Origin of the sequence: Lentzea jiangxiensis, assembly GCF_900104175.1 — a bacterium.
Lineage (GTDB): Bacteria > Actinomycetota > Actinomycetes > Mycobacteriales > Pseudonocardiaceae > Lentzea > Lentzea jiangxiensis.
Genome location: NZ_FNIX01000005.1, coordinates 287809 through 313087 on the forward strand (window position 1 = coordinate 287809; position 25279 = coordinate 313087).

Below are 25279 nucleotides of genomic sequence, written 5' to 3' on the forward strand. Positions count from 1 at the left end.
ATGAAGAGGGGGCGCAAGCCGACCATCGACGCCGCCGACATCACGCGGACCGCCATCGCGATCGCGGACGCCGAGGGGCTCGCCGCCGTCTCCATGGCCCGCGTCGCCCAGGAGATGGGCAACGCCACGATGGCGCTCTACCGCCACGTGAAGAGCAAGGACGAGCTGCTCGCCCTCATGTGGGACGAGGCGATGGAGGACCCGCCGCCGCTGCCGGACGGGGAGTGGCGCGACAAGCTCGGCTTCTGGGCGAAGGCGGTGCTGGCGGCGATCCGCAGGCGCCCGTGGTTCCTGCAGATCCCGGTCAGCGGACCGCCCTCCGGGCCGCGCAACCTCGCCTGGTTCGACCGCGCGCTCACCGCCCTCGACGACACGCCGCTCGAACCGGGGGAGAAGGTCGGCGTGGTCATGGGGCTGTCGACGTTCGTGCAGGGCGAAGCACGCCTGAGCGTCACGCTGGCCAGCGGGTTCGAGCAGGACCCCGGCCAGTTCGGCCACCGGTACGGGCAGCGGCTGCGCCAGATCGTCGACCCCCGCCGGATGCCCGCGCTCGCGGAGGTCATCGCCGCCGGCGTCTTCGACCTCGACGACGTGCAGGACGTCGGGGACCTCGACGCCGACTTCGACTTCGGCCTGCGCCTGTTCCTGGAAGGCGTCGCGGCGCACATCGGAGGCCGGGCGTGACGTACGCGGTGGTCGTCCTGACCGGGGGCAGGGGCGAACGGCTCGGCGGCGTCGACAAGGCCGCGCTGTCCTTCCGGGACGCGACCCTGCTCGACCACGTGCTGTCCGTTGTGGACGACGCGAGCCAGAAGGTCGTCGTGGGGCCGGAGAAGGACCTGCCCGGCGTGGTCTGGGCGCGCGAGGACCCGCCCGGCGGCGGACCGCTCGCCGGGCTGGCCGCCGGGCTCGCGGAGGTCACCGAGGAGTGGGTCGCGGTGCTCGCCGTCGACCAGCCCGGCCTGACGAAGGACACCATCGCCCGGCTGCGGGCGGCGGGGCGCAACGCCGTGCTCAGGGACGACCGCGTCCAGTGGCTGATCGGCTTCTGGAACACCGCGCAGCTGCGCGAGGCCCTCCCCGGGGATCCGCGGAACCTGCCGCTGCGCAAGACTCTCCTGCAGCTCCACCCCGTCGAAGTGCCCGCTTTGCCCGGTGAGGCCCAGGACGTCGACACGCCCGCCGACCTGGACACCCTTCACAGCGGTTGAACAGGCGGGGAGTAAGACTGTTCGACGATCGGTAAACCCTGTTCCGCATGGAGGCCCGCACGTGACCGAGCCCGCCGCCGAGGCAACGCCGAACGCATCGGCGCCCGTCACCCCGGCTCGTGACGCCCAGTTGCTCGAACGCACCGTGTTCGAGGTGAAGCGGGTGATCGTCGGCCAGGACCGGCTCGTCGAGCGGATGCTCGTGGGTCTGCTGGCCAAGGGCCACCTGTTGCTCGAAGGTGTGCCGGGCGTCGCGAAGACGCTCGCCGTCGAGACGTTCGCCCGTGTCGTGGGCGGCTCGTTCTCGCGCGTGCAGTTCACGCCCGACCTGGTGCCCGCCGACATCCTCGGCACCCGCATCTACCGCCAGTCCAGCGAGGCGTTCGACGTCGAGCTCGGCCCCGTCGTCGCGAACTTCGTGCTCGCCGACGAGATCAACCGCGCACCCGCCAAGGTGCAGTCGGCGATGCTCGAGGTCATGGCCGAGCGGCACGTGTCCATCGGTGGCAGGACCTTTCCGATGCCGAACCCGTTCCTCGTGCTGGCGACGCAGAACCCGATCGAGAACGAGGGCGTGTACCCGCTGCCCGAGGCGCAGCGCGACCGGTTCCTGTTCAAGATCCAGGTCGAGTACCCCACGGCCGAGGAAGAGCGCGAGATCGTCTACCGCATGGGTGTCGAGGCGCCCACGCCGAACCAGGTCCTCTCCGCGGAGGAGCTGGTGCGCCTGCAGGGCGTGGCGTCGCGCGTCTTCGTCCACCACGCGCTCGTCGACTACGTGGTGCGCCTCGTGATCGCGACCCGCGCCCCCGCCGAGCACGGCCTCACCGACGTCGCCGGCTGGGTCGCCTACGGTGCCTCGCCGCGCGCTTCGCTCGGCATCATCGCCGCCGCGCGTGGCCTCGCGCTCGTGCGCGGCCGTGACTACGTGCTCCCGCAGGACGTCGTGGACGTCGTTCCGGACGTGCTGCGCCACCGCCTCGTGCTGTCCTACGACGCGCTGGCCGACGGCGTCCCGATCGACCACATCATCACGCGCGTGCTGCAGATCGTGCCGTTGCCGCAGGTGTCGGCCCGTCCGCAGCAGCCGCCGGTTCCGGCTGGTAGGCAGTGAGCAGGGAGAAGACCGAGGAGCGCCCTTCGTGGGCGCCGCCCGTGCTGCGCGGTGTCCGCATGGAGGCCGCGCTGCGCATGCTCGAGCTCGACGTCCGGCGCCGCCTGGACGGCCTGCTGCAGGGCAACCACCTCGGTCTCGTCCCGGGACCGGGCACCGAGCCCGGCGAGGCGCGGACCTACCAGCCCGGTGACGACGTGCGCCGGATGGACTGGGCGGTCACCGCGCGCACGACGGTCCCGCACATCCGCGAGACCGTCGCGGACCGCGAGCTTGAGACGTGGCTCGCCATCGACCTGTCGCCGTCGCTCGACTTCGGCACGGCGGCGTGCGAGAAGCGCGACCTGGCCATCGCCGCGACGGCCGCGGTCGCGCACCTGACGCGCGGCGGCGGCAACCGCATCGGCGCCGCGGTCTCGACGGGCGCGGAGAACATCCGCATCCCCGCCCGCGGCGGACTGGCGCACGCACGCGGCATGATCCGCAAGATCGCCGAGACGCCCCGGGCGGCGGAAGGCACGCGCGGCGACCTGGCGGCGTTGCTGGAGCAGCTGCGCAGGCCTCCACGCCGGCGCGGCCTGATCGTGGTGATCTCCGACTTCCTCGGCGGCGTGGAGTGGCAGCGACCCCTGCGGGCCCTGTCCGCACGGCACGACATCGTCGCCATCGAGGTCGTCGACCCGCGTGACGTCGACCTGCCCGAGGTCGGCACCGTCGTGCTGTCCGACCCGGAGAGCGGGCGGCAGCGCGAGGTGACCGCGTCGGCGTTGCTGCGCAAGGAGTTCAACGCCGCGGCCGCCGAGCACCGGGCCGACGTGGCGGCGGGGCTGCGGCGCGCGGGCGCCGGGCACCTGGTGCTGCGGACCGACTCGGACTGGATCGCGGACACGGTTCGATTCGTGGTGGCGCGCAAGCGCCGCTGGTCCGGGGGTGTCGCGTGAGCTTCTCGAACTTCGTCACCCCGTGGTGGTTCCTGCTGCTCGTCGCGGTCGGCCTGCTCGCCGCCGGGTACGTGGTGGTGCAGCGGACGCGCCGCAAGCGGGTGCTCCGGTTCACGAACCTGGAGCTGCTGGAGAAGGTCGCGCCCAAGCGGGACCGCTGGTCGCGCCACGTCCCGGCGGCGTTCCTGCTGGCGGCCCTGGCTCTGCTGACGGTGGCTCTCGCCGGGCCGACCTCGGAGCAACGGGTGCCGCGCAACCGGGCGACGGTCATGCTCGTGGTCGACGTGTCGCTGTCGATGAAGGCGACGGACGTGAAGCCCTCACGCCTGGAAGCCGCGCAGGTGGCCGCCAAGTCGTTCGCCGAGGGCCTCACGCCGGGCATCAACCTCGGCCTGATCTCGTTCGCCGGCTCGGCCACCGTGCTGGTCGCGCCGACCACCGACCGCGCCGCCGTCTCGCAGTCGATCGACGGGCTCAAGCTCGCCCAGTCGACCGCGACCGGTGACGCGCTGGTGGCCGCGATGGCGTCGATCGACTCGTTCGGCAAGGTCGTCGGCGGCGCCGAGGGCCCGCCGCCCGCCCGCATCGTGCTGATGACGGACGGCAAGGAGACCGTCGGCACCCGCAAGGCGTTCGACGCGGCCGAGGACGCGAAGAAGGCCGGGATCCCGATCTCCACGATCTCGTTCGGCACCGAGGAAGGCGTGGTCGACATCGAGGGCCGGCAGCAGTCCGTGCCCGTCGACGACGACTCGATGAAGGAGATCGCGAAGATCTCCGGCGGCGAGTTCTTCAAGGCCGCCTCGGCCGAGGAGCTGCGGCGCGTCTACGACACGCTCGGCGAGCAGATCGGTTATGAGAAGAAGCAGGCGGACGCGTCGAAGCCGTGGTTGCTGCTCGGCACGCTGACGGCGATGTTCGCCGCCGCCGCCGCTCTGCTGCTGGGTCAGCGCCTGCCGTAGGTGAGCAGCACCACTCCGTTGCCGAACGCCCTGGTGCCCCTGAGCGCCAGGGCGTTCGGCTTGCGGAAGAACGGCGTACCGGAGCCGATCGCGACGGGGTTGACGTAGAGCCGGATCTCGTCGACCAGGTCGTGCTCGAAGAACGTCTGCAGCAGCTCGTTGCCGCCGACCATGACGTCGCCTTCGAGCGCGCGGATCTCGTCCGGGTCGACCTCGGTGCGCGTTTCGGTGTTCCACTCGGTGAACGTGCGCGTGCGCGAGTAGACGATCTTGCGGGTGTTGCGCCAGATCGGCGCGAAGTCGAGCATCGCCCGCGGCCACTCGGGGTGGTCCTCGGCGTGCGGCCAGGCGTCGAGCATCAGGTCGTGGTTGCGGCGGCCGTTGACGAACGTGCCGAACGTGGCGAGTTCGGCGTTGATGTGGCTGTGCAGCTCATCGCTCATGTGGTGCCAGTCGATGTCGTGGTCCGGGCCCTCGAAGAACCCGTCCAGCGAGATCGACGCCATCGTGCTGATCATCCGTGAAGCCTCCGGTACTCCGCCGCCGCACCGGGGTGCAGCGGCACCTTGCCCGTGTCGATGAGACTGCGCACGTCGAGGTACTGGGTGCCGAGCGCCTGCTGCGGCACGAGCTGCGCCGCCTTGCCCACGAGCATCCGCACGACGGCGCCCGCGTGGGCCGCGCTCAGGTCCGGGCGGCACACCAGCAGGTTCGGCGTGCCGATCGTCGGGATGTCGACGGGGGAGCCGTAGACGCCCATGCGCACGTCGACGCGTTCGTAGACCTTGCCGTGCTGCTGGCGCAGCCTCGGCAGGAAGCCGTCCAGCGGCAGCAGCCTGATGCCGGTGGCCTTGTCGAGCTCCGGGGTCGGCACGCCGCCGGACCACAGCAGCGCGGCGATCTCGCCCGCCTTCAACGCGTCCACGGCGTTGCGCAGCGGGTAGTGCTCCTCCCGCACGCCCAGCGCGAGCCGTTCGCCCTGCAGCGCGGCACCGGATCCCGTCGCGCCCAGCGAGACCGGTTCGCCGGCGAGGTCGGCCGGCGTGCGGTACGGGGATGAGTCGAGGACCACGAGCTGCAGGTAGTTCTCGTAGACGCGGCCCAGGGCGACGAGACCGGGTTCCAGGTGCGCGCTGTCGCTCAGCGTCAGGCCGATCTCGGCGGTGCCCTCGCGCAGGTGCTTCAGGTTGTCCGCGCTGCCGCCGGTCTGGATCGGCGTGATGGTGAGCGGGCTCGGGGCGAGGCGCGAGATCAGGGCGGCGAAGTCGTGGTAGAAACCGCCGGGCTCGCCGCCGGCGATCCTGATGGTGCCTTCGGGTTCCGAGGTGCCGCACGCGGTCAGGGCCAGCGCGCCGAGCAGGAAGGCGCGTCGCTTCACAGCAGCGGCTCCTTCGGCAGGTCCACCGTCACGACCAGGCCGTGGTCGGTGTGCAGCGTCAGCTTCCCGTTGTGCGCGGTGACGATCCGTTCCGCGATCGCCAGGCCGAGGCCGGTGCCCCGCTGCGAGTCGTCGCCGCGCCAGAAGCGTTCGGTGGCGTGTTCGATATCCTTTTTGGACAGACCTGGTCCGTTGTCCCGCACGGTGAGCGTGGCGCGGTCGCAGGTGACGACGACTTCGGTGCCGCCGTACTTGATGGCGTTGTCCAGCACCACGTCCAGCACCTGGGCGAGGTCCGAAACCGCGCACCGCACGAGGCCGGGCGCGCGGTCCTCGACGGTGATCGTGACGCCCTTCGCCTGCGCCGCCGCCCGCCACGCGTCGACCCGGTCGTGCGCGACGACCTGGAGGTCGGCGAGCTCGGGTTCGACGCCTCCCGCGGCGCGTTCGGTGGCGGTGCTCTCGGCCGAGGCGAGGGCGAGGAGGCCGTCGAGCAGCGACTCCAGGCGTTCGACCTCGGTGAGCAGGGAACCGTTGGACGGCAGCATGTCCACGCGCAGCCGCAGTGCCGCCATGGGGTTGCGCAGCTGGTGCGAGGCGTCGGCGATGAGGCGCCGTTGCTGGTCCGCGGCCTCGGCGACCGCGTCGGACATGCGGTTGAACGACTCCGACAACGCCCGCAGCTCGGCCGGCCCGGCGGTGTCGGCGACGTGCGTGCGCTGCTGCCCTTCCGCCACGGCCCGCACGCCGCGGTCGAGCTCCTTCAACGGCCGCAGCAGCCAGCGGGAGACGACGAGCGCCAGCAGCACGCACGCGCAGGCCGCCAGCAGGGCGCCGGCGAGCACGAGGGTCCAGCGCCGTGCCACGTCCAGAGCGGCCACACGCGTGGAGGCACGCAGCACCACGGCGCCCGCGACCTTCGTGCCGATGCCCACGGGCCGCGCGAACAGCACGTCGCCGGCGCTCCACGGCATCACCGTCGGCACGGGCGCGGACGGCTGGTTCCGCAACGCCGCGTCGATCTGCGCCGACACGTCCGCCGCCTTCATGCCCGACTCGACGACCGGTGTGCCGGACGCGTCGACGACCACGATCTCCTCGCCGTAGACCTCGGCGTACCGCTCCGCCTCGGACACCACGACGTCCACGGGCAGCGTGGCGAAGCGGTCCAGGTCGGCGGTCCGGCTGATCACGAACTGCTGGGTGCGTTCCGACGCCGTGCTCATCAGCAACGGGAAGGCGAACGCCGTCACCGCCGAGAGCGAGAACAGCAGCAGCACCAACAGAAGCCGTTGCCGCATCTATTCACCGAGCCGGTAGCCGAAACCGCGGATCGTGTGCAGCAGCCCGGGCCGGTCGAGCTTGGCGCGCAACTGCGTGAGGTGCACGTCGAGCGTCCGCGACACCGCCACGAACGCGTTGCCCCACACCTCGTCCATCAGCTGCTGCCGGCTCACCGCCGTGCCGGGCCTGCGCGCCAGCACGGCGAGGACGTCGAACTCCTTGGTGGTCAACGAGATCTCGCGTCCGCCGACCACGACCTGGCGGCTCTGCAGGTCGATCTCCACGTCGGACACCCGCACCACGTCGTCCGGTTCCCGCGACCGCGCCGCGCTGCGCCGGGCCACGGCGTCGATGCGCGCCAGCAACTCGGCCAGCCGCACCGGCTTGACCAGGTAGTCGTCCGCGCCGAGCCGGAGCCCTCGCACCACGGTGCGCTCGTCACCGCGGGCGGTCAGCACGAGCACGGGCACCGGATCGATCTTGCGGAGCTTGCGCAGCACCTCCAGCCCGTCCTGGTCGGGCAGGCCGAGGTCGAGCAGCACCACGTCGGCGTCGCGGTGGGCGATCAGCGCGTCGGCTCCCCGGCGCACGCGGGCAGGCCGGTGGCCGTTCGCCCGCAGCGCTTCCACCAGGGCGTCGGCGACACCGTCGTCGTCTTCGACCAACAGCACCCGCATGGGAGCAGTATCGCCCCCGACGCCCGTTTCCGGGGCGTGTCGACGCGCCTAAGAGATCAGTTCAGAATGAGTTTGCGCAGGCAGATGATCGAGCAGGCAAGGCTGAGCATGGCCTGATGGACGTCGGCTCGGCGTTCGGTGCGGATGCGGAGTCGTCGGAAGCCTTTGAGCCAGGCGAAGGTGCGTTCGACCGGCCAGCGGACCGTGCCCAGGCCGGAGCCGTGTTCGACGCCGCGGCGGGCGATGATGGGCGTGATGCCGCGGGCGCGGACCAGGCGCCGGTACTTGTCATGGTCGTAGCCGCGGTCGGCGTAGATCCGGCGCGGTCGGCGGCGTGGTTTGCCGACCACGCCGCGGATCGGCGGGATCGCGTCGATGAGCGGAATCAGCTGAGTGACGTCATTGCGGTGCCCGCCGGTGAGTGTGACGGCCAGCGGGATGCCACCCGCGTCGGTGATCAGGTGGTGCTTGGAGCCGAGTTTGCGGCGGTCGACCGGGCTCGGCCCGGTGTGGTCCCCCCTTTGAACGCGCGCAGGTGGGTGGAGTCGACCAGGGCAGCGGACAGGTCCAGCAGCCCGGCGGCGCGTAGCTCGGCGAGCAGCAGCTCGTGCAGTTGCTGCCAGACGCCGGCTTCGTGCCATTCGGTCAACCGCCGCCAGCAGGTCGAGCCTGATGCGCCGAACAAGGCGGTGGGCAGCCGGTTCCAGCCGATGCCAGTGCGCACCGCGTAGAGGATGCCCTCCAGCGCGGCGCGGTCGTCGGCACGCCGGCGACCCGGATAGCGGAAACGCCTCGGAGACATCGGGATCAACGGTTCCAGCCGAGCCCACAGCTCGTCGGTCAGGACCTCCTCACGCACACCATGATCTTTGAATGTCCTGCCCCGCAGGCAAAGCCGACACGCCAGCTCATTTTGAACTGGTCACTAAGTGACTGTAAAGAAGCCTCAGAGGCCGAGTCGGGCCGCCAGCGCGCTGGCGAGGTGGACGGGCTCGCGGTCGGTGGTGTGGCGGATCTGCGTGCGGCAGCTGAAGCCGTCCGCGATCACCAGGGCGTTCTCGTTGTCCCGCAACGCGGGCAGCAGGTCCTGCTCGGCGCACGCGATCGAGACGTCGTAGTGGCCCTTCTCGAAGCCGAAGTTGCCGGCGAGGCCGCAGCAGCCCTCGACGACCTCCGGCTTCAGGCCCGCCTTCGCCATCGCGGCGCGGTCGGGCTCGAAGCCGAGCTCGGCGTACTGGTGGCAGTGGGTCTGCACCACGGCGTCCCGCGCGCCTTCCAGCGACGGCAGCTTCGGCTCCACGTGCTCGGCGAACGTCCGGGTGGCCCGCGCCAGCGCCCGCACCGCCGGGTCGCCGGACAGCTTCGGGGCCTCCACGCGGAGGAACGCGGTGCAGCTCGGTTCCAGGCCGATCACGGGGACGCCCTCGCTCGTCCACGGGGACAGCGCCCTCGCGGTGCGTTCGACGACCCGGCGCGCCTTCGGGAGCTGGCCCGTCGAGTGCCACGTCAGTCCACAGCAGACGTTCGCGGCCGGCACCTCGACGCGGTTTCCCAAGTGCGCCAAAACGTTCGCGGCGTCGAGGCCGACGCCCGGCTCGAAGTGGTTCGTGAACGTGTCGGGGAACAGCAGCACCGGGTCGCCCTGGCCGAGCGGGCGCAGCCGGCGGACCAGGCTCGTGGTGGGGCGGGGCAGCTCGCGTTCGGGGGTGAGGCCCGCGAACCGGCCGAGCTTCGCGGTGAACCTGGTGACCAGGCCGTACTTCAGCCACGTCGGCAGCCAGCCCATGGCGTAGTGCGACCGCGGGCGCGGACGTCGCTTGTAGTGCTCGTGCAGGAACTCGGCCTTGTAGCTCGCCATGTCGACGTCGACCGGGCAGTCGCGCTTGCAGCCCTTGCAGCCCAGGCAGAGGTCCAGCGCCTCGGCCACCTCCGGTGACCGCCAGCCGCCCTTGACCACGTCACCGTTGAGCATCTCGAACAGCAGGTGCGCACGGCCTCGCGTGGAGTGCTTCTCCTCGCGGGTGACCCGGTAGCTCGGGCACATCACGCCGCCGCGGGTGTTCAGGCACTTGCCGACGCCGACGCACCGCCGGGTGTCGCTCGCGAACTCCGCGCGGGTCGGGATCTTCGGTGGCGCGACGAGGATGCGCAGGTCGTCGTCGAGTTTCGACGGCTCCACGATCCGGCCCGGGTTGAGCAGGTTCGCCGGGTCGAAGGCGTGCTTGAACTCCCGGAACGCCCTGATCGCCTCGGGCGGGTACATGCGGCTGAGCAACTCGGAGCGCGCCTGGCCGTCGCCGTGCTCGCCGGACAGGCTGCCGCCGTGGCTCACGACGAGGTCCGCGGCGTCCTGGAGGAACTCCCGGTAGCCGTTCGCCAGGTCGAAGTCGATGCGGACGTGGATGCACCCCTCGCCGTAGTGGCCGTAGGTGATGCCGCGGCGGCCGTAACCGGTCAGCAGCCGGTCGAACTCGCGCAGGTAGGCGCCGAGGCGTTCCGGGGGGACGGCCGAGTCCTCCCAGCCGGACCAGGCCTCGCTGCCGTCGGCCATGCGGGTGGCGAGCCCGGCGCCGTCCTCGCGGATCCGCCACAGCGCCCGCTGGTGCGCCGGGTCGTGGATGACCATCGAGTTCTTCGTGATCGCGGCGACGCGCTCCGGGTGGTCCTCCACCTCGACGAACAGCCAGCTGCGGCCCTCCGGCAGGTCGGGGCGCGTGCGGACGCCGCGCACGAGGGACTCGTTCACGCCCTCGATCGCGAGCGCGTCCTCGATCTGGGTGACCTGGTCGGCGGCCTCGTAGGTGTCCGCGAAACCGAGCACGACGAGGATCCGGCGCTCCGGCCGTCGCACGAGCTGGAGCTCCGCACCCAGCAGCACCACGCACGTCCCCTCGGAGCCGACGAGCTGCTGCGTCAGCGTCGGGGCGTCCAGCGCGTACCCGCTGACGCGGCGGCTGAGCTGCGGGAACCACGCCGGGTCGTGCGATGGGAGGGCGAGCGGCGGGGGACTGGTCGTGTCGAACGTGCGGCCGTCGACGGTCAGCACCCGCAGGTTCGCGACGTTCTCGCTGGTCTTGCCCCATTTCACCGAGTGCGCGCCGCACGCGTTGTTGCCGATCATCCCGCCGATCGTGCAGCGCGAGTGCGTGGACGGGTCCGGGCCGAAGAGGTACTCGCCGGCGCTGGCGTTGATCTTGTCGAGCACGGCGCCCGGCTGCGCGAAGGCCCGGTCGCCGCTGATCTCGAACGCGTTCAGGTACCGGCTGAAGTCGATCACCAGGCCGGTGCCGCAGGCGTTGCCCGCGACGGACGTCCCCGCGCCGCGGCTCGTGATCGGCACGCGGTGCCCGGCGGCGATCCCGACGGCCGCGACCACGGCGTCCGTCGTGCGGGGACGGACGACCACGCGGGGCACGTGCCGGTAGTTCGACGCGTCCGCCGAGTACAGCGCCCGGCTGGCCGGGTCGTCGAGGACGTCGCCGTCGACCTCGCGGCGAAGCTGATCGAGAAAGGCCCGCATCACCCGATCATGCCCGCCCGGATGTGACATGGCTCCGCCGATGCCGGTCTACCTGTCGGTAGCCGATAGCCTCACCCGGTCAACCAGCGGCGATTGCAGGGAGAGCTAGTGAGTCGGTCCGTTCTGGTCACCGGAGGCAACCGCGGTATCGGCCTCGCCATCGCGCAGGCGTTCGCGGCGCAGGGCGACAAGGTCGCGGTGACGCACCGCGGGTCCGGCGCTCCCGAAGGCCTGCTCGGCGTGAAGTGCGACGTGACGAACTCCGAAGAGATCGATGCCGCCTTCAGCGAGGTCGAGGCCGCGCACGGTCCCGTCGAGGTGCTCGTCTGCAACGCGGGCATCACGCAGGACACGCTGCTGCTGCGCATGAGCGAGGAGCAGTTCACCCAGGTCGTCGACGCGAACCTGACCGGCGCGTTCCGGTTCGCCCAGCGCGCCTCGCGCGGCATGCTGCGCAAGAAGTTCGGTCGCATCATCTTCATCTCGTCGGTCGTCGGCCTCACCGGTGGCCCCGGCCAGGTCAACTACGCGGCGTCCAAGGCGGGCATGGTCGGCATGGCGCGCTCGATCGCGCTGGAACTCGGCTCGCGCAACATCACCGCGAACGTGGTCTCGCCCGGCTTCATCACCACGGACATGACGAACGAACTGCCCGAGGCCGTCCGCGAGGCCGCGCTGAAGCAGATCCCCGCCGGTCGCTACGGTGCGGCCGACGAGATCGCGCGCGCCGTCACGTTCCTCGCGGCGAACGAGGCCGGCTACATCAACGGTGCCGTGCTGCCGGTCGACGGCGGCCTCGGCATGGGCCACTGAATTTTCTGTTCTTCTTTCTGCGAAAGGGTTGGACCAAGTGACCGGACTGCTCGAAGGCAAGCGGCTGCTGATCACCGGTGTGATCACCGACGCGTCGATCGCCTTCCACGTCGCACGCGTCGCCCAGGAACAGGGCGCCGAGGTCGTGCTGACCGGGTTCGGCCGGATGAGCCTCGTGCAGCGCATCGCCCAGCGCCTGCCCAAGCCCGCGCCCGTCGTCGAGCTCGACGTGCAGGACCAGGAGCACCTGGACACGCTGGCCGACCGCGTCCGCGAGCACGTCGACGGCCTCGACGGCGTCGTGCACGCCATCGGCTTCGCCCCGCAGAGCTGCCTCGGCGCGCCGTTCATGGACGCGCCGTGGGAGGACGTCTCGGTCGCGATGCACGTCTCCGCGTACTCCTACAAGGCGCTCGTGCAGGCCGTTCGCCCGTTGCTGTCGCACGGCTCGTCGGTCGTCGGCCTCGACTTCGACGCCCGTCAGGCGTGGCCCGCCTACAACTGGATGGGCGCGGCGAAGGCGGCGTTCGAGTCGATCAACCGCTACATGGCGCGCGACCTCGGCCCGGACGGCATCCGCGTGAACCTGATCTCGGCCGGTCCGGTCCGCACCATGGCCGCGAAGTCCATCCCGGGCTTCGGCGAGCTGGAGAAGATGTGGGGCGAGAAGGCTCCGCTGTCGTGGGACGTCGACGACCCGACGCCGGTCGCGAAGTCGGTCTGCGGCCTGCTGTCCGACTGGTTCCCGGCCACCACGGGCTCGATGGTTTTCGTCGACGGCGGCGTGCACTTCCTCGGTCTCTGAGGTCACATCTGTTCGTCGTGTGAGGTGTTCGGGCGTCTGATTGGATGGAGCGGTGAGTTTCGATGCGCTGCTCTGGCTGTCGTTCGGCGGCCCAGAAGGTCCTGAAGACGTCCGCCCCTTCCTGGAGAACGTGGTTCGCGGACGTGGCGTGCCGCCGGAGCGGCTGGACGAGGTCGAGGCCCACTACCAGCACTTCGGCGGCGTGTCGCCGATCAACCGCCTGAACCTCGAGGCGATCGAGGCCGTGCGCGCCACCGGTTTCGAGCTGCCGATCTACTTCGGCAACCGCAACTGGCACCCCATGGTCGAGGACACCGTCGCGCAGATGAAGGCGGCCGGTGTTCGCCGCGCGCTCGTGTTCCCGACGAGCGCGTACGGCGGCTATTCCGCGTGCCGCCAGTACGACGAGGACATCGTGCGGGCGCTGCAGGCCGTCCCGGACGGCCCCGAACTGGTGAAGCTGCGCCATTTCTTCGACCACCCGCTCTTCATCTCCGCCTTCGCCGACGGCGTGCGTGCCGCGGCGGCGTCCCTGGAGGGCGCGTACCGCCTGGTGTTCACCGCGCACTCGGTGCCGGTGTCCGCCGACAAAGCCGCCGGCCCGCCCTCCGAAGGCGGCTTCCGCTACTCGCGCCAGGTCGTCGAGGCGTCCCGCCTGGTCGCCGCCGAACTGGGCGTCACCGAGTACGACGTGGTGTGGCAGTCCCGGTCCGGCCCGCCGCAGATCCCGTGGCTGGAGCCCGACATCGTCGACCACGTCGACGCCCTGCACGCCAAGGGCGTCACCGGCGTCGTCGTGTGCCCGATCGGGTTCGTGTCCGACCACCTCGAGGTGGTGTGGGACCTCGACACCGAGGCGCGCGACCGTGCCGCGGAGCTGGGCATGGAGTTCGCCCGCGCCGCCACGCCGAACGCGGACCCCCGCTTCGCCGAGCTCGTGGTGGAGCTGGTCGCGGAGCACACGTCCGGGGCTCCGGCGCGGAAGCTCTCGTCGTTCACCTCGGCCGGGTGCACGGTGAACGGGGCTCCTTGTGCGCCGTTGTGCTGCGAGCCGGTGAAGAGGCCCGCGCGGGCCTAGCGGCCCTGCAAGGCGGCGGTCAGCGCCTGCTCGGCGTTGCCGGGCAGGGCGCCGTCGTGGTCGAGGGCGTACCGGATGACCGCGCGGAACTCGTCGCTGAAGCGCGAGTAGTACGGGGTGACCGGGCGCAGGCGGGCGTCCTCGATGGCGTCCAGCAGGGTGCCGGCGTACGGGTGCTGGGTGGCGATCCGGCTGTCCTGGTAGACGATGCCGCGGGTGGCGGCGAGCCCTCCTCGTTCGAAGAGGAGCTGCTGGCTGCGGGGGCCCGTGAGGAACTCGATGAGGGCCTGGGCGGCGCGGGGTTTGGTGGACGTGGCCGAGATGGCGAGGTTCTGGCCACCCAGCACGCTCGGTCCCGTCAGCTGCGTCACCTCGAAGTCGATGCGCGGGCGGCCCGCCGACTCGTCCTGGTTGCCCTGCAGGATGCGGTGCGCCACCGGCCAGTTGCGCATGAAGGCGATCTTGCCGTCGCGGAACGCCTGGGTCGTGAGCTGCTCGCTCTGCTCACGGGACTCCGGCAGCACCACCGGCGGCTCACCCCGCAGGCCGTCGGCGAGCCAGCGCAGGGCGCGGCGGGTGCGCTCGGAGTCGATCACGACCTTGCCGGTCTCGTCGACGACGTCGCCCTTCTCCGCCCAGATCAGCTCCAGGGCGTTGACCGTGAGGCCCTCGTAGTCGGCGAGCTGGCCCGCGTAGCCCGCGGTGAGCCGGACGTCCTGCGAGGCCCGCAGCAGGCGGGTGGAGGTCCTGGTGATGTCGTCGAGCTCGAGCGGATCTTCCTGCACCAGGTCCTTGCGGTAGAAGAGCAGGCCCGCGTCCGTGTTGAACGGCAACGCCCACAGCACGCCCTGGTAGCGGCAGCTCTCCAGCGGGCGGCGCAGGAACCCGCTGGTGTCCACTGTGGACAGCGGGCGCAGGTGGCCGGAGTGGGCGAACTCGGCGGTCCACGTGACGTCGAGGTTGAACACGTCGACGGAACCGGTCTTCTCCTTGGCCCGCGCGACCATCTCACTGCGCTGGCCGTCCGCCTCCACCGGCAGCTCGACGATCTCCGCCGGGTGCTCGGGGTGCTCGGCGTTCCACTGCTTGATCAACGCGCTGCGCTGGCCGCCGTCGCTCTGGTCGCGGCCGCTGAGCACGACGAGCTTGCCCTTCTCCCACTCGGTCGACTCGCGGAAGAGGGGCTGCACCCCGTTGGTGAACAGGATCGTCAGCACGATGCCGACGGCCACGCCCATCGCGAGCCACGACCGGTTCGCCCAGACCACGCCGGGCGGGCCCAGTCTCGGCAAGGCCGCCCACGTGCGCCGCAACCACCTCATCCGGACCCTCCCCACACCCGGCGGAACAGGGCCGCCAGGTCGTCCCCGAGCGTGTCGGTCGTCGAGTCGTGGCACTCGCCGCCCGACGCGTCCGTGATCGCCGTCAGCGCGTGCGTCGCGCAGCTCGCGCCGCCGACGGCGATCACGAACACGCGGATCCCCTTGCGCCGCACGGCGTCCACGACGTCCTGCCGGGTCTGCGGGCTCGTCGTGTCCTCGCCGTCGGTCAGCGCGATCACCGCGCCGACGTGGCCCGCGTCGTCGGCGCCGATCCGGTCGAGGCTGTCGACGACAGCCTGGTGCAGCGGTGTGCCCCCAGACGGCCGGACCGTGCTCAGCGCGGCGGCCGCGGCCTCCTTGTCGCGGCGGCCGACCGGGATGAGCGGCCGCACCTCGGTGCCGCTGAACACGGACAGGCCGTAGGTGTCCCTCGGACCCATCTGGGCGAGGGACTTGGCGACGCCGTCGACCGCCACGGCGAACCGCGTCTCCCCGGTCGGCGTCGGCTCGGTCATCGACCCGGACGCGTCGAGCGTGAGCCAGACGCGGCCGTCCCTCCTGGCCTGCTCGTACCTCTTCTGGAACGAGGCCTGCGCCGCCTCGTCCGGAACGGCCTCGGCGCGGTCGAGCGCCAGACCGGCCCGCACCCCGAGCTCCTCGCGGAACTCGGCGCCCGCCGCCTGCGCCGCCGGACGCAACCCGGCGGCGTTGAGCGCCGTCATGCCCTCCTGCGTGCCCAGCCAGGCCTGGAACCGCCTCGCCGGCTCGCGGGCGGCGTGGTTCGACACGTCCGCCGCGTCCCACGAGACCAGGTTCACCGGGTAGTCGGCGAGGTAGGTGTCCGCCGGGTACAGGGCCGTGAGGCACGGCTTGCGCGCGCAGTTCGTCCTGTTGTAGCGCAGCAGCACCTGCTCGGTCGTGATCATCGCCGCCCCCGGTCGCGGCCGGTCGGCCTCTTCGACCCGGCGCTCCACGACGGCGGGGGTGAGCGACTCGTACAACGCCGTCGTGGCGAGCCTGCCGTCGGTCGCGACCAGCGGGTTCGGCCTGATGACCGGGATGGCCGCCCCGGTCACGGCGGTCAGCGCCTCGCCCCACGTCGCCGGTGTGGCGGGGACGTCGCCCCGCACCTGCTCAGCGGGCACCCCGAGCACGACGGGGGAGAACGCGACCGGCTTGCCCTGCTCGACGTGCACCGCCGACCCGATGCCCCTCGTGCGGCGCACCACCTCGGCCGTCTCCGCGGTCGAGTCGGGCACCCACACGTCCGGGTGCGGCCCGATCTCCCGCAGCGCCTGCGACGACCAGGAGGACCGCAGGGCGACCGCGCCCTGGTCACCCGCCGCCGAGAAGACGTACAGCCGCGCCGTGCGGCACCCGTGGTTCTCCGCCGCCGTCCGCAGCTCGAACTTCCGCGCCACCTCCCCGAAGGCGGGCGCGGCGTCCCTCGACGTCAGCACGCGCACCTCGGTCGGCTGGGGGCAGCCGAGCAGCAGCACCCGCCCGTACGCGACCACCGGTGGCCCGGCGAGCGCGATCACGCCCGCCGCGACCAGCAGCACGGCCGTGAACACCACCCAGCGCAACCGGATGCGCTTGGCCAGCCGGTTCAGCCAGTCGATCGCGGACGCGGACAGCACGAGGAGCGTGGCACCGATGCCGTAGAGCACCCACGACTGCCACGTCGTGAGCGAGCCCGTGGCCGTCTCCGACAGCAGGTGCCCGGCGACCGCGGCCAGCATGAGAGCGCCCGCGTACCGGGGTGCCGTGCTCGACCGGCGCTGGTCGACGTCCTCCATCCCGCGTCCTCCCCACCGGGCACCTTATGCGGCGCCACCGACAGATCCGGGGGAGTTGCCGGGTCAGGTGGGACAGCGGGAGGAGAACCACTCGTTCGGGTCAGTGCGGAACCGGGGGATCAGCTCCTGGCGAACGTCAGTGCCGGCCGGCGCCGCTGTCCGCGAGCACGCGCACGGCCTCGTCGACCGCCGCGCACCGCGCCCGCCGCACGGCCTCCGACACCGGGCGCAGCGCCTCGGCGCGGGCCGTGCTCGCCGACGCCGACAGCGCCCCGCCGGGGGAGTCGGACCGTGCCACCCGCACGATCGCGTCCACCTCCGCGGCGCGCTGCAGCACCCGCAGGGCGCGGGGCGGCATGGCGTCGGGCCAGGGCAGCGTGGAGTTCTCCGCGGCCAGGTCGGCGATCTCCTTGCGCACGTTCGGGCGGTGTTTCGCCACGTCGAGAGAGGCCAGTGCGGCCGTCGCCCCGCGCAGGGCCGCACCCAGGCCGTGTTCGGCCTCGCCGATCGGGATGTGCTCGAGGCCCGTGGAGGACGGCAGGTCGAACACCGTCCAGCGCATCACGCCGTCGGCGACGATCTTCGGCACGAGGCCGATGTGGACCGACGGGACCACGAGCGCCTCGCCGGAGCGCAGCGCGCAGGTCGCGAGCGTTCCCTTGCCGCCCAGGCCCCGGACGTCGCCCGGTACCGGTAGCACCAGCCTCGCGGAGGTCGCGCCCGCGCGCCGCAGGGCGGCCAGCAGCAGGGCGGGGCCCACCGGGGCCTCGTCGGGACCGGGGAGGTCGAGCGCCGTGGCGGTGCCGTCGTCGTCGGCCACCACCTCGTGCTGCTCGGCCCACGTGTGCAGGGCGTCGAGGACGTCGTCGGCGGCGGCCAGACCGTGCAGCCAGCCCGAAGTCCACACGACCAGCGTGGCACTTGCACAGGACACCCGACGAGATTACGTGGCCGGGCGCCGGGAGCCCCACCCGGTGTGCCCGATCAGAGGCACCTGCTTCGCCGGGCCGATGTGCCGTCGCAGGAGCGCGCGGAACGACGCCAGGTCCTCGTCGGACGCGAACGCCCGGTGCGGCACGGACAGCGACGCCGCGCCCTCGTCGAGGGTGTCCAGCACGAAGCCCTGCCGGGTCTCGGTCCAGCCGGGCAGCTCGTCCCAGGCGATCTCCTCGCGGATCGAGCGGCCGACCGCCATCCGGAACGACTGGTCGTCGGCGCTGCCCACCACGGTCCGGCTGATCATCTCGTCCGACGAGAAGCGCCACCACACCGCGACCGGCTCCATGAACCCGATGACCAGCGCGCACACCAGGCCGAAGACCGCCACGACGACCGTGTCCTCGAAGCCGAACAGCAGCACGAGCGAGATCACCGCGAACACGAGCGCGAACCACGGCGCCCACCTGAACATCGGCACCATCGCGCGCAGGCTGGCACGCCAGTCCGCCGGTGATGGGGCCCACCTGAAATCAACGCTGCTACTCATGTCGCCCCGCATTCTGGCGCACGGCGTCCGCCCGCGCCTGGAGTTGCTCCACATCGACGGGTCCGGGTTCGGTGCGTAGCGTCGACCGGGTGACCCAGAACATGGCCCGCACGGCGGGCGAACTGCGCGCCGCCGGGCACCTGCCGCGCGGCGTCAAGACCGAGATCAGGGAGAACCTCCTCGCGGCCCTGCGCGAGGGGCGCAACCCGTGGCCCGGCATCGTCGGTTTCGACCGCACGGTGCTGCCGCAGCTCGAACGCGCGCTGCTGGCGGGCCACGACGTCGTCCTGCTCGGTGAGCGCGGGCAGGGCAAGACCCGGCTGCTGCGCACCCTGATCTCGTTGCTCGACGAGTGGACCCCCGTCATCGAGGGCTCCGAGCTGGGCGAACACCCGCTCGACCCGATCACCCCGGAGTCGAGGCGGCGTGCCGCGGAGCTCGGCGACGACCTGCCGGTGGTGTGGCGGCACCGCGACGAGCGCTACGCGGAGAAGCTCGCGACGCCCGACACGTCCGTGGGCGACCTGGTCGGCGACGTCGACCCCGTGAAGGTCGCCGAGGGCCGCTCGCTGGGCGACCCGGAGACCATCCACTACGGCATGCTCCCGCGCGCCCACCGCGGCATCATCGCGATCAACGAGCTGCCCGACCTGGCCGAACGCATCCAGGTGGCGCTGCTCAACGTCATGGAGGAGCGCGACATCCAGGTCCGCGGCTACACGCTGCGGCTGCCGCTCGACGTGCTGCTCGTGGCGACCGCGAACCCCGAGGACTACACGAACCGCGGCCGCATCATCACGCCGCTCAAGGACCGCTTCGGCGCCGAGGTGCGCACGCACTACCCGCTGGAGGTCGACGCCGAGGTCGACATGGTCCGCCAGGAGGCGGAGCTCGTCGCCGAGGTGGGCGACCACCTGCTGGAGATCATCGCCCGGTTCGTGCGGCACCTGCGCGAGTCGTCGTCGATCGACCAGCGCTCCGGCGTCTCGGCCCGGTTCGCGATCGCGGCGGCGGAAACCGTCGCCGCGTCGGCACTGCGCCGGTCCGCGCTGATCGGCGAGACGCCGGCCATCGCGCGCCCGATCGACCTCGAGTCGGTGCCGGACGTGCTGCGCGGCAAGCTCGAGTTCGAGGCCGGGGAGGAGGGCCGCGAGGAGGAGGTGCTCGTGCACCTGCTGCGCCGCGCGATCGCCGACACCGCCCGCGCCCGCCTGGCCGGGCTGAACCTCCGCGCGCTCGCCGAGGCCGTCTCGGACGGCCACCCCGTCGCGACCGGCGACCGCGTGCACGCGGGCGACCTGCTGGCGGCGTTGCCGGAACTGCCGGTCCTGCACGAGGTGGCGGCCCGCCTGGGCGCGGGCCCGAAGGACCCCGTCGGGCGCATCGCGTCGGCCGTGGAACTGGCCCTCGAGTCGCTCTACCTGACTCGCCACCTGTCGAAGGACAACTCCTCCGACGACGACCGATCGGTGTACGGATGAGATACCGCTACGGACGCTGGGGCGGCGGCGCCGATCCGCTGGCGCCGCCCGTCGACCTCCGCGCGGCCGTGGACGAGCTCGGCCGCGAGATCATGGAGGGCGCGTCGCCGGCGTCCGCCCTGCGCGAACTGCTGCGCCGCGGCGTCGACGGCACCCGCGGCCTCGACGACCTGACGTCGCGCCTGTGGCAGCGCAGGTCCGCCCTCCAGCGCCGGCACCGGCTGGACGGCACGCTGACCGAGGTCGGGCAGCTGCTCGCCAAGGCCCTGGAAGCCGAACGCAGGGCGTTGTTCCCGGACCCGTCCGACGACGCGCGCTTCCGCGAGGCCCAGCTCGACGCCCTGCCACCCGGCACCGCCGCGGCCGTGCAGGAGCTGTCGTCCTACGACTGGCGTTCCGAGGAGGCCCGCGAGGCGTTCCAGCAGATCCGCGACCTGCTCGGCCGCGAGCTGCTGGACCAGCGCTTCCAGGGCATGAAGGAAGCGCTGTCCAACGTGGACTCGCGTGACGTCGAGCGCATCCAGCGAATGCTGCGCGACCTCAACTCGCTGCTGGAGGCGCACGCCGCCGGCTCGCCGGACACGCCGCGCCAGTTCGACGAGTTCATGCGCAAGCACGGCGAGTTCTTCCCCGAGAAGCCCCGCGACGTCGACGAGCTCATCGACGCGCTGGCCGCCCGCTCGGCCGCCGCGCAACGCATGATGAACTCGATGACCGAGGAGCAGCGCGCCGAGCTGTCCGCGTTGTCCCAGCAGGCTTTCGGCGGCATCGGCTCTTCGCTGTCCACCCTGGACTCGCTGCTGCGGCGGTTGCGCCCCGGTGAGGACTGGACGTCGTCCGCGCGCTTCCGCGGCCAGGACCCGCTGGGCCTCGGCGAGGGCGCGCAGGCGATGGCGGACCTCGCCGAGCTCGACGCCCTGGCCGAGCAGCTCTCCCAGTCCTACCCCGGCGCCCGCCTGGAGGACATCGACCTCGAGGCGCTCGAACGGCAGCTGGGCGAGTCGGCCTCGGTCGACGCCCGCCGGCTGGCCGAGCTGGAGAAGGCGCTGCGTTCGCAGAACATCGTGGAGCGGGCTCCCGACGGCACCTTGAAGCTGACGCCGAAAGCGTTGCGGCGCCTGGGGGAAACGGCCCTGCGCGGCGTCGTGGACCAGCTGCGCTCGTCGCAGGGGTCGCGCGAGACGTCGTCGGCCGGCGCCGCGGGCGAGCTGATCGGGTCGACGCGGCCGTGGCAGTTCGGCGACACCGAGCCGTGGGACGTACCGCGAACGCTGCGCAACTCCGTGCTGCGCTCCGGCTCGACGTCTCTGGACGTCGTGGACCTCGAGGTGTCCGAGACCGAGCACCGCACACGTGCGGCCGTCGCGTTGTGCGTGGACACCTCCTGGTCGATGGTGCAGGACGGGCGTTGGGTGCCGATGAAGCGCACGGCTCTCGCGTTGCACCACCTCGTGCGCACCCGTTTCCGGACGGACGCGTTGCAGCTGGTGACCTTCGGGCGCTACGCCGAGACCGTGGACATCGGTCAGCTGACGGCGCTGGAAGGCGTGTGGGAGCAGGGCACGAACCTGCACCACGCACTGCTGCTGGCCGGGCGGCACGTCCGGCGGCATCCGGACGCGCAGCCGGTCGTCCTCGTGGTGACCGACGGCGAGCCGACGGCGCACCTGGAACCGGACGGGGACGCGGAGTTCCACTACCCGCCGCTGCCCCGGACGTTGACGAAGACGCTGAACGAGGTCGACGCGCTCGCGCGGCTCGGGGCGACGATCTCGGTGTTCAAGCTGGGGGACGACCCCCGGCTGGCGGCGTTCGTCGACATCGTGGCGCGGCGGGGCGGTGGGCGGGTGGTGTCGGCTGACGAGGAGGGGCTCGGGGCCGCTGTGGTCAGCGACTACCTGAGGTCTCGGCGCCGGCGGCGGTGACGTCCACGTGCCCTGTGGCCGGCGAGTAGCGGGTGCGGGGTGGCGGGCAGCGGCTTCCGGGCGTACCCGCTCCTCCTCGCGTGCGGTGTCGTGGCCGGGCCGCGTCAGAGGTCGTAGAGCGCGGCCAGGCGGGGCAGCCGGGGAGCCAGCCTGGCGCTGTCGTCGAAGTCGAAGTCCCAGTCCGGGTCGAGCTCCGGGTAGCGGATCCGGAAGGCGTCCTGCGGCAGCTGCATGCCGGTGGCCTTGATGTGGGCGTTCCAGGCGATCGACAGGGCCTCCTGGCACTCGAGCTCCTCGCCGGACTCGGCGGCGGCCACGACCGCCGGCAGGTCCGCCAGCGAGTCGGGGGAGGCCAGTGCCGCGTGGTAGGTCTCCTCGCCCTGCGTCAGGAGCCAGCCGCGGAAGTAGTCGAAGCCGTCGTCCGAGCAGCCGCCGTTGATGACGTACGCCGCCGCCCACAGCGGGTTCCGGTACGAGGCGGCCAGCAGGTCCCACAGGACCTGCTGGGTCGCCATGATCTCGCCGGGCGGGCGCTCGGCGAGCAGCACCACCGCGGCGGCGGCCACCTCGTAGCCGTCGGACGGGTCGGCGACGCTCGCTCTCGCGTCGGCGATGAGCTTCCAGAAGGTGTTCGGGTCCACGGCGAAGAGCTTGGCAGAGGGGTCTGACATTTTTTCGAGCCTGGCTTGCGAGCCGTGACGTTCCAGCGTGTGGCTCCGAACGTCGCCGGGGGAACCAGCGGTCAGACGGGTGCATCGTGGTGCCGCGCCCACGTCCTGTTGTCCGGGGCGTGGGGGCGGTGCCGGGAGAAGCCCCGCCGAGCGCCGATTCGCTCGCCGACGGGCCGGGCCGCACCGCTAGGTTGTAACCATGATCAAGACTCTGTTCCGCTCGCTCGAAGCAGTGCACGGAATGATCTACTTCGTCCCCGAGGCGGACTCCCGGTACGCGAGCGCCGGGCTCGACCGGCCCGGCGGGTACTTCGCGTCACGCGCCGCGGCGATGGGCGCGGTCGGGCCGGAGGTCGTGATCGCGACGTTCTACAACTTCAACCCCGACCTGGTGCGGGCGCGCATCCCGCAGGTGTGGGAGAAGGTCACGCCGCAGCGCATCCTCGAGCTGCGCTGGGAGGCGGCGGACGAGGCGTTGCGCAAGGTGCTGCCCGACGACCTCGCGGAGATCACCGCGCTGGCCAAGCGCGCCGCCGAGCGGTCGAAGGACATGCCGCACGGGCGCACGCTGTTCGCCGCGCACGCGAGCCTGCCCTGGCCCGACGAGACGCTCCTGCAGCTCTTCCACGCCCAGACGCTGCTGCGCGAGTTCCGCGGCGACGGGCACCTCGCGGCTCTGCTGAGGCACAACATCACCGGTATCGAGGCATTGGTGCTGCACGCCGCGACGGGCGACTATCCGGCCGATACGTTGCGCAAGACGCGTGCGTGGTCGCAGGAGCAGTGGGACGCCACGGTCGAGGACCTGCAGCACCGCGGACTCGTCGGTGAGGACCAGCTCCTCACCGACAAGGGCCGCGAGCTGCGGCAGGGCGTCGAGGACGACACGGACCGCATGGCCGCGCCGGCCTACGACGTCCTGTCCGACCAGGAGAAGCAGCGGTTCGTCGAGCTCGCCGCACCGCTGAGCAAGGCCGTGGTCGACGGTGGTCTGCTGCCCGGCAAGAGGTAGCTACTCCGGCTCGTCGTCGCGGTGCGTCGAGGCGAGCGCCTTCTCCGTCGTCTCGTCCTTGCCCACCTGGTGCTTGCCGGGGTGGACGAGGGAGAAGTGCGCCTCATCGCGCATCCGCTCGACCATGTGCGGGTAGTGCAGCTCGAACGCCGGGCGCTCCGAGCGGACGCGCGGCAGCTCCATGAAGTTGTGCCGCGGCGGGGGTGAGGTCGTCGCCCACTCCAACGAGTTGCCGTAGCCCCATGGGTCGTCCTGCGGGGCCGGTTCGCCGTAGCGGTACGAGCGGAAGACGTTCCACACGAACGGGAGCACGGACGCGCCGAGGATGAACGAGCCGATCGTCGAGAACGTGTTGAGGAACGTGAAGCCGTCCGACGGCAGGTAGTCGGCATAGCGGCGCGGCATGCCCTCGTTGCCCAGCCAGTGCTGCACCAGGAACGTGCCGTGGAAGCCGAGGAACGTCGTCCAGAAGTGCAGCTTGCCCAGCGGCTCGTCGAGGAACCGGCCGGTCATCTTCGGGAACCAGAAGTAGATGCCCGCGTAGGTGGCGAACACGATCGTGCCGAACAGCACGTAGTGGAAGTGCGCCACCACGAAGTACGTGTCGGACACGTGGAAGTCGAGCGGCGGGGAGGCCAGCAGGATGCCGGACAGGCCGCCGAAGAGGAACGTGACGAGGAAGCCGATCGAGAACAGCATCGGCGACTCGAACGTCAGCTGCCCCTTCCACATCGTGCCGATCCAGTTGAAGAACTTGATGCCGGTCGGCACCGCGATCAGGAACGTCATCAGCGCGAAGAACGGCAGCAGCACCGCGCCGGTGGCGTACATGTGGTGCGCCCACACGGCCACGGACAGCATCGCGATCGCCAGCGTCGCGAACACCAGGCCCTTGTAGCCGAACAGCGGCTTGCGGCTGAAGACCGGGAAGACCTCCGTCACGATGCCGAAGAACGGCAGCGCGACGATGTAGACCTCGGGGTGGCCGAAGAACCAGAACAGGTGCTGCCAGAGGATCACGCCGCCGTTGGCCGGGTCGAACACGTGCGCCCCGAGGTGCCGGTCCGCCGCCAGGCCCATCAGCGCGGCCGTGAGGATCGGGAACGCCAGCAGGATCAGCACGGACGTCACCAGGATGTTCCAGGTGAAGATGGGCATCCGGAACATCGTCATGCCGGGCGCCCGCAGGCACACGACCGTCGTGATCATGTTGACCGCGCCGAGGATCGTGCCGAGGCCGCCGACCGCGAGGCCCATGATCCACAGGTCCGCGCCGACGCCCGGCGAGTGCACCGCCGACGACAGCGGCGTGTAGGCGAACCAGCCGAAGTCCGCCGCGCCACCGGGCGTCACGAAGCCCGCGACGGCGGTGAGGGCGCCGAACAGGTACAGCCAGTACGAGAAGGCGTTGAGGCGGGGGAACGCGACGTCCGGCGACCCGATCTGCAGCGGTAGGACGAAGTTCGCGAACCCGAACAGGATCGGCGTCGCGTAGAGCAGCAGCATCACGGTGCCGTGCATGGTGAACAGCTGGTTGTACTGCTCGTTGGACAGGAACTGCAGACCAGGCCGCGCCAGCTCACCGCGCATCAGCAGCGCCATCACGCCGCCGATCATGAAGAACACGAACGACGTGGTCAGGTACATGATCCCGATCTGCTTGGGATCCGTCGTCCTGAACAGCGAGAGGAGGTACGAGCCCTTGCGCCGTGCGCGCGCCGCCCCGGGATGGGGGACTACGGGCGTTGGCTTGATCGTGGTCATCGCGCCTCCTCCGTGCAGGGGACAATCGTCCTCCCG

General features: G+C 71.5%; 23 protein-coding genes. 11 read left to right on the top strand and 12 right to left on the bottom strand.

Features of this window, described 5'->3' with window-relative positions; genetic code table 11:
- From BLQ91_RS42110 to BLQ91_RS18145, 5 genes are all read left to right on the top strand, one after another.
- Nucleotides 1–684 carry a TetR/AcrR family transcriptional regulator gene (locus BLQ91_RS42110; RefSeq protein ID WP_090098035.1) on the top strand — a complete coding sequence of 228 codons (684 nt, stop codon included), beginning with the start codon at nt 1–3 and terminating at the stop codon, nt 682–684.
- A complete protein-coding gene (mobA, locus tag BLQ91_RS42115) occupies nt 681–1211 on the top strand; it encodes a molybdenum cofactor guanylyltransferase (RefSeq protein ID WP_090098036.1) in 531 nt (176 codons plus the stop codon). The genes BLQ91_RS42110 and mobA overlap by 4 nt, the downstream gene beginning before the upstream one ends.
- A gap of 61 nt (nt 1212–1272) precedes the next feature.
- Complete coding sequence (locus BLQ91_RS18135; RefSeq protein WP_090098037.1) at nt 1273–2325, top strand: AAA family ATPase; 1053 nt, start codon at nt 1273–1275, stop codon at nt 2323–2325.
- Nucleotides 2326–2384: 59 nt separating this feature from the next.
- Nucleotides 2385–3266, top strand: a complete 882-nt coding sequence (locus BLQ91_RS18140) for a DUF58 domain-containing protein (protein WP_176959821.1) — start codon at nt 2385–2387, stop codon at nt 3264–3266.
- Nucleotides 3263–4228, top strand: a complete 966-nt coding sequence (locus tag BLQ91_RS18145; protein WP_090098039.1) for a VWA domain-containing protein — start codon at nt 3263–3265, stop codon at nt 4226–4228. Before BLQ91_RS18140 ends, BLQ91_RS18145 begins: the two co-directional genes overlap by 4 nt.
- Here the strand turns inward: BLQ91_RS18145 and BLQ91_RS18150 are convergent.
- The 6 genes from BLQ91_RS18150 to BLQ91_RS18175 all read right to left on the bottom strand — a co-directional run bounded on the left by BLQ91_RS18150 (nt 4213) and on the right by BLQ91_RS18175 (nt 11087).
- Nucleotides 4213–4746, bottom strand: coding sequence for a dihydrofolate reductase family protein (locus tag BLQ91_RS18150; protein WP_090098040.1), 534 nt, complete (start codon nt 4744–4746; stop codon nt 4213–4215). The genes BLQ91_RS18145 and BLQ91_RS18150 overlap by 16 nt on opposite strands.
- Nucleotides 4743–5606, bottom strand: coding sequence for a TAXI family TRAP transporter solute-binding subunit (locus BLQ91_RS18155; RefSeq protein WP_090098041.1), 864 nt, complete (start codon nt 5604–5606; stop codon nt 4743–4745). Before BLQ91_RS18155 ends, BLQ91_RS18150 begins: the two co-directional genes overlap by 4 nt.
- Nucleotides 5603–6907, bottom strand: coding sequence for a sensor histidine kinase (locus BLQ91_RS18160; RefSeq protein WP_090098042.1), 1305 nt, complete (start codon nt 6905–6907; stop codon nt 5603–5605). Before BLQ91_RS18160 ends, BLQ91_RS18155 begins: the two co-directional genes overlap by 4 nt.
- Entirely contained in the window at nt 6908–7567 is a 660-nt protein-coding gene (locus tag BLQ91_RS18165) for a response regulator transcription factor (RefSeq protein WP_090098043.1), read from the bottom strand. It abuts the gene before it with no gap.
- Between the two features lie 56 nt (nt 7568–7623).
- A protein-coding gene (locus BLQ91_RS18170) for an IS5 family transposase (protein ID WP_425412498.1) occupies nt 7624–8426 on the bottom strand; the annotation gives its coding sequence in 2 pieces (ribosomal slippage) (nt 7624–8081 and nt 8081–8426; 804 coding nt in all).
- An 87-nt stretch (nt 8427–8513) separates the two neighbouring features.
- A complete protein-coding gene (locus tag BLQ91_RS18175) occupies nt 8514–11087 on the bottom strand; it encodes an FAD-binding and (Fe-S)-binding domain-containing protein (RefSeq protein WP_090098230.1) in 2574 nt (857 codons plus the stop codon).
- A 108-nt stretch (nt 11088–11195) separates the two neighbouring features.
- Between BLQ91_RS18175 and fabG the strand changes: the two genes are divergently transcribed.
- From fabG to BLQ91_RS18190, 3 genes are read left to right on the top strand one after another with little or no spacing between them, the layout of a single operon-like run.
- A complete protein-coding gene (gene fabG / locus BLQ91_RS18180; protein WP_090098045.1) occupies nt 11196–11900 on the top strand; it encodes a beta-ketoacyl-ACP reductase in 705 nt (234 codons plus the stop codon).
- 37 nt (nt 11901–11937) lie between these two features.
- Nucleotides 11938–12705 carry an enoyl-ACP reductase FabI gene (fabI, locus tag BLQ91_RS18185; RefSeq protein WP_090098046.1) on the top strand — a complete coding sequence of 256 codons (768 nt, stop codon included), beginning with the start codon at nt 11938–11940 and terminating at the stop codon, nt 12703–12705.
- A gap of 52 nt (nt 12706–12757) precedes the next feature.
- Complete coding sequence (locus BLQ91_RS18190) at nt 12758–13783, top strand: ferrochelatase (RefSeq protein WP_090098047.1); 1026 nt, start codon at nt 12758–12760, stop codon at nt 13781–13783.
- On the opposite strand, the gene BLQ91_RS18195 is transcribed toward BLQ91_RS18190, so the two are convergent.
- From BLQ91_RS18195 to BLQ91_RS18210, 4 genes are all read right to left on the bottom strand, one after another.
- Nucleotides 13780–15105: an extracellular solute-binding protein gene (locus tag BLQ91_RS18195; RefSeq protein ID WP_143022701.1), complete on the bottom strand. Its 1326-nt coding sequence runs from the start codon at nt 15103–15105 to the stop codon at nt 13780–13782. The two genes, BLQ91_RS18190 and BLQ91_RS18195, sit on opposite strands and share 4 nt — an antisense overlap.
- Complete coding sequence (locus tag BLQ91_RS18200) at nt 15102–16904, bottom strand: vWA domain-containing protein (RefSeq protein ID WP_090098049.1); 1803 nt, start codon at nt 16902–16904, stop codon at nt 15102–15104. Before BLQ91_RS18200 ends, BLQ91_RS18195 begins: the two co-directional genes overlap by 4 nt.
- 136 nt (nt 16905–17040) lie before the next feature.
- Nucleotides 17041–17838: a hypothetical protein gene (locus BLQ91_RS18205; protein ID WP_090098050.1), complete on the bottom strand. Its 798-nt coding sequence runs from the start codon at nt 17836–17838 to the stop codon at nt 17041–17043.
- Nucleotides 17839–17847: 9 nt separating this feature from the next.
- Entirely contained in the window at nt 17848–18324 is a 477-nt protein-coding gene (locus BLQ91_RS18210; protein WP_090098051.1) for a YcxB family protein, read from the bottom strand.
- A gap of 167 nt (nt 18325–18491) precedes the next feature.
- Here BLQ91_RS18210 and BLQ91_RS18215 point away from each other — a divergent pair, with 167 nt between their 5' ends.
- Together BLQ91_RS18215 and BLQ91_RS18220 are read left to right on the top strand one after the other, a co-directional pair.
- Nucleotides 18492–19871 carry a sigma 54-interacting transcriptional regulator gene (locus BLQ91_RS18215; protein ID WP_090098231.1) on the top strand — a complete coding sequence of 460 codons (1380 nt, stop codon included), beginning with the start codon at nt 18492–18494 and terminating at the stop codon, nt 19869–19871.
- Nucleotides 19868–21796, top strand: a complete 1929-nt coding sequence (locus tag BLQ91_RS18220; RefSeq protein WP_090098052.1) for a vWA domain-containing protein — start codon at nt 19868–19870, stop codon at nt 21794–21796. The genes BLQ91_RS18215 and BLQ91_RS18220 overlap by 4 nt, the downstream gene beginning before the upstream one ends.
- Before the next feature lie 104 nt (nt 21797–21900).
- On the opposite strand, the gene BLQ91_RS18225 is transcribed toward BLQ91_RS18220, so the two are convergent.
- Nucleotides 21901–22467 carry a DUF4240 domain-containing protein gene (locus BLQ91_RS18225; RefSeq protein WP_245733598.1) on the bottom strand — a complete coding sequence of 189 codons (567 nt, stop codon included), beginning with the start codon at nt 22465–22467 and terminating at the stop codon, nt 21901–21903.
- Nucleotides 22468–22666: 199 nt separating this feature from the next.
- Here BLQ91_RS18225 and BLQ91_RS18230 point away from each other — a divergent pair, with 199 nt between their 5' ends.
- Nucleotides 22667–23479: an SCO6745 family protein gene (locus BLQ91_RS18230; protein ID WP_090098054.1), complete on the top strand. Its 813-nt coding sequence runs from the start codon at nt 22667–22669 to the stop codon at nt 23477–23479.
- On the opposite strand, the gene ctaD is transcribed toward BLQ91_RS18230, so the two are convergent.
- The gene (ctaD, locus tag BLQ91_RS18235; RefSeq protein ID WP_090098055.1) at nt 23480–25243 is read right to left on the bottom strand and encodes an aa3-type cytochrome oxidase subunit I; all 1764 of its coding nucleotides are present in this window, start codon (nt 25241–25243) and stop codon (nt 23480–23482) included.
- Nucleotides 25244–25279 lie beyond the last annotated feature (36 nt).

Excerpts from the sequence above, each read along its gene's own strand:
- BLQ91_RS42110 (WP_090098035.1), top strand. The coding sequence starts at position 1 with ATGAAGAGGGGGCGCAAGCCGACCATCGACGCCGCCGACATCACGCGG.
- BLQ91_RS18140 (WP_176959821.1), top strand. The coding sequence starts at position 2,385 with ATGGAGGCCGCGCTGCGCATGCTCGAGCTCGACGTCCGGCGCCGCCTG.
- BLQ91_RS18150 (WP_090098040.1), bottom strand. The coding sequence starts at position 4,746 with ATGATCAGCACGATGGCGTCGATCTCGCTGGACGGGTTCTTCGAGGGC.
- BLQ91_RS18160 (WP_090098042.1), bottom strand. The coding sequence starts at position 6,907 with ATGCGGCAACGGCTTCTGTTGGTGCTGCTGCTGTTCTCGCTCTCGGCG.
- BLQ91_RS18165 (WP_090098043.1), bottom strand. The coding sequence starts at position 7,567 with ATGCGGGTGCTGTTGGTCGAAGACGACGACGGTGTCGCCGACGCCCTG.
- BLQ91_RS18175 (WP_090098230.1), bottom strand. The coding sequence starts at position 11,087 with ATGCGGGCCTTTCTCGATCAGCTTCGCCGCGAGGTCGACGGCGACGTC.
- BLQ91_RS18195 (WP_143022701.1), bottom strand. The coding sequence starts at position 15,105 with ATGAGGTGGTTGCGGCGCACGTGGGCGGCCTTGCCGAGACTGGGCCCG.
- BLQ91_RS18200 (WP_090098049.1), bottom strand. The coding sequence starts at position 16,904 with ATGGAGGACGTCGACCAGCGCCGGTCGAGCACGGCACCCCGGTACGCG.
- BLQ91_RS18210 (WP_090098051.1), bottom strand. The coding sequence starts at position 18,324 with ATGGTGCCGATGTTCAGGTGGGCGCCGTGGTTCGCGCTCGTGTTCGCG.
- BLQ91_RS18215 (WP_090098231.1), top strand. The coding sequence starts at position 18,492 with ATGGCCCGCACGGCGGGCGAACTGCGCGCCGCCGGGCACCTGCCGCGC.
- BLQ91_RS18220 (WP_090098052.1), top strand. The coding sequence starts at position 19,868 with ATGAGATACCGCTACGGACGCTGGGGCGGCGGCGCCGATCCGCTGGCG.
- BLQ91_RS18225 (WP_245733598.1), bottom strand. The coding sequence starts at position 22,467 with ATGTCAGACCCCTCTGCCAAGCTCTTCGCCGTGGACCCGAACACCTTC.
- BLQ91_RS18230 (WP_090098054.1), top strand. The coding sequence starts at position 22,667 with ATGATCAAGACTCTGTTCCGCTCGCTCGAAGCAGTGCACGGAATGATC.
- ctaD (WP_090098055.1), bottom strand. The coding sequence starts at position 25,243 with ATGACCACGATCAAGCCAACGCCCGTAGTCCCCCATCCCGGGGCGGCG.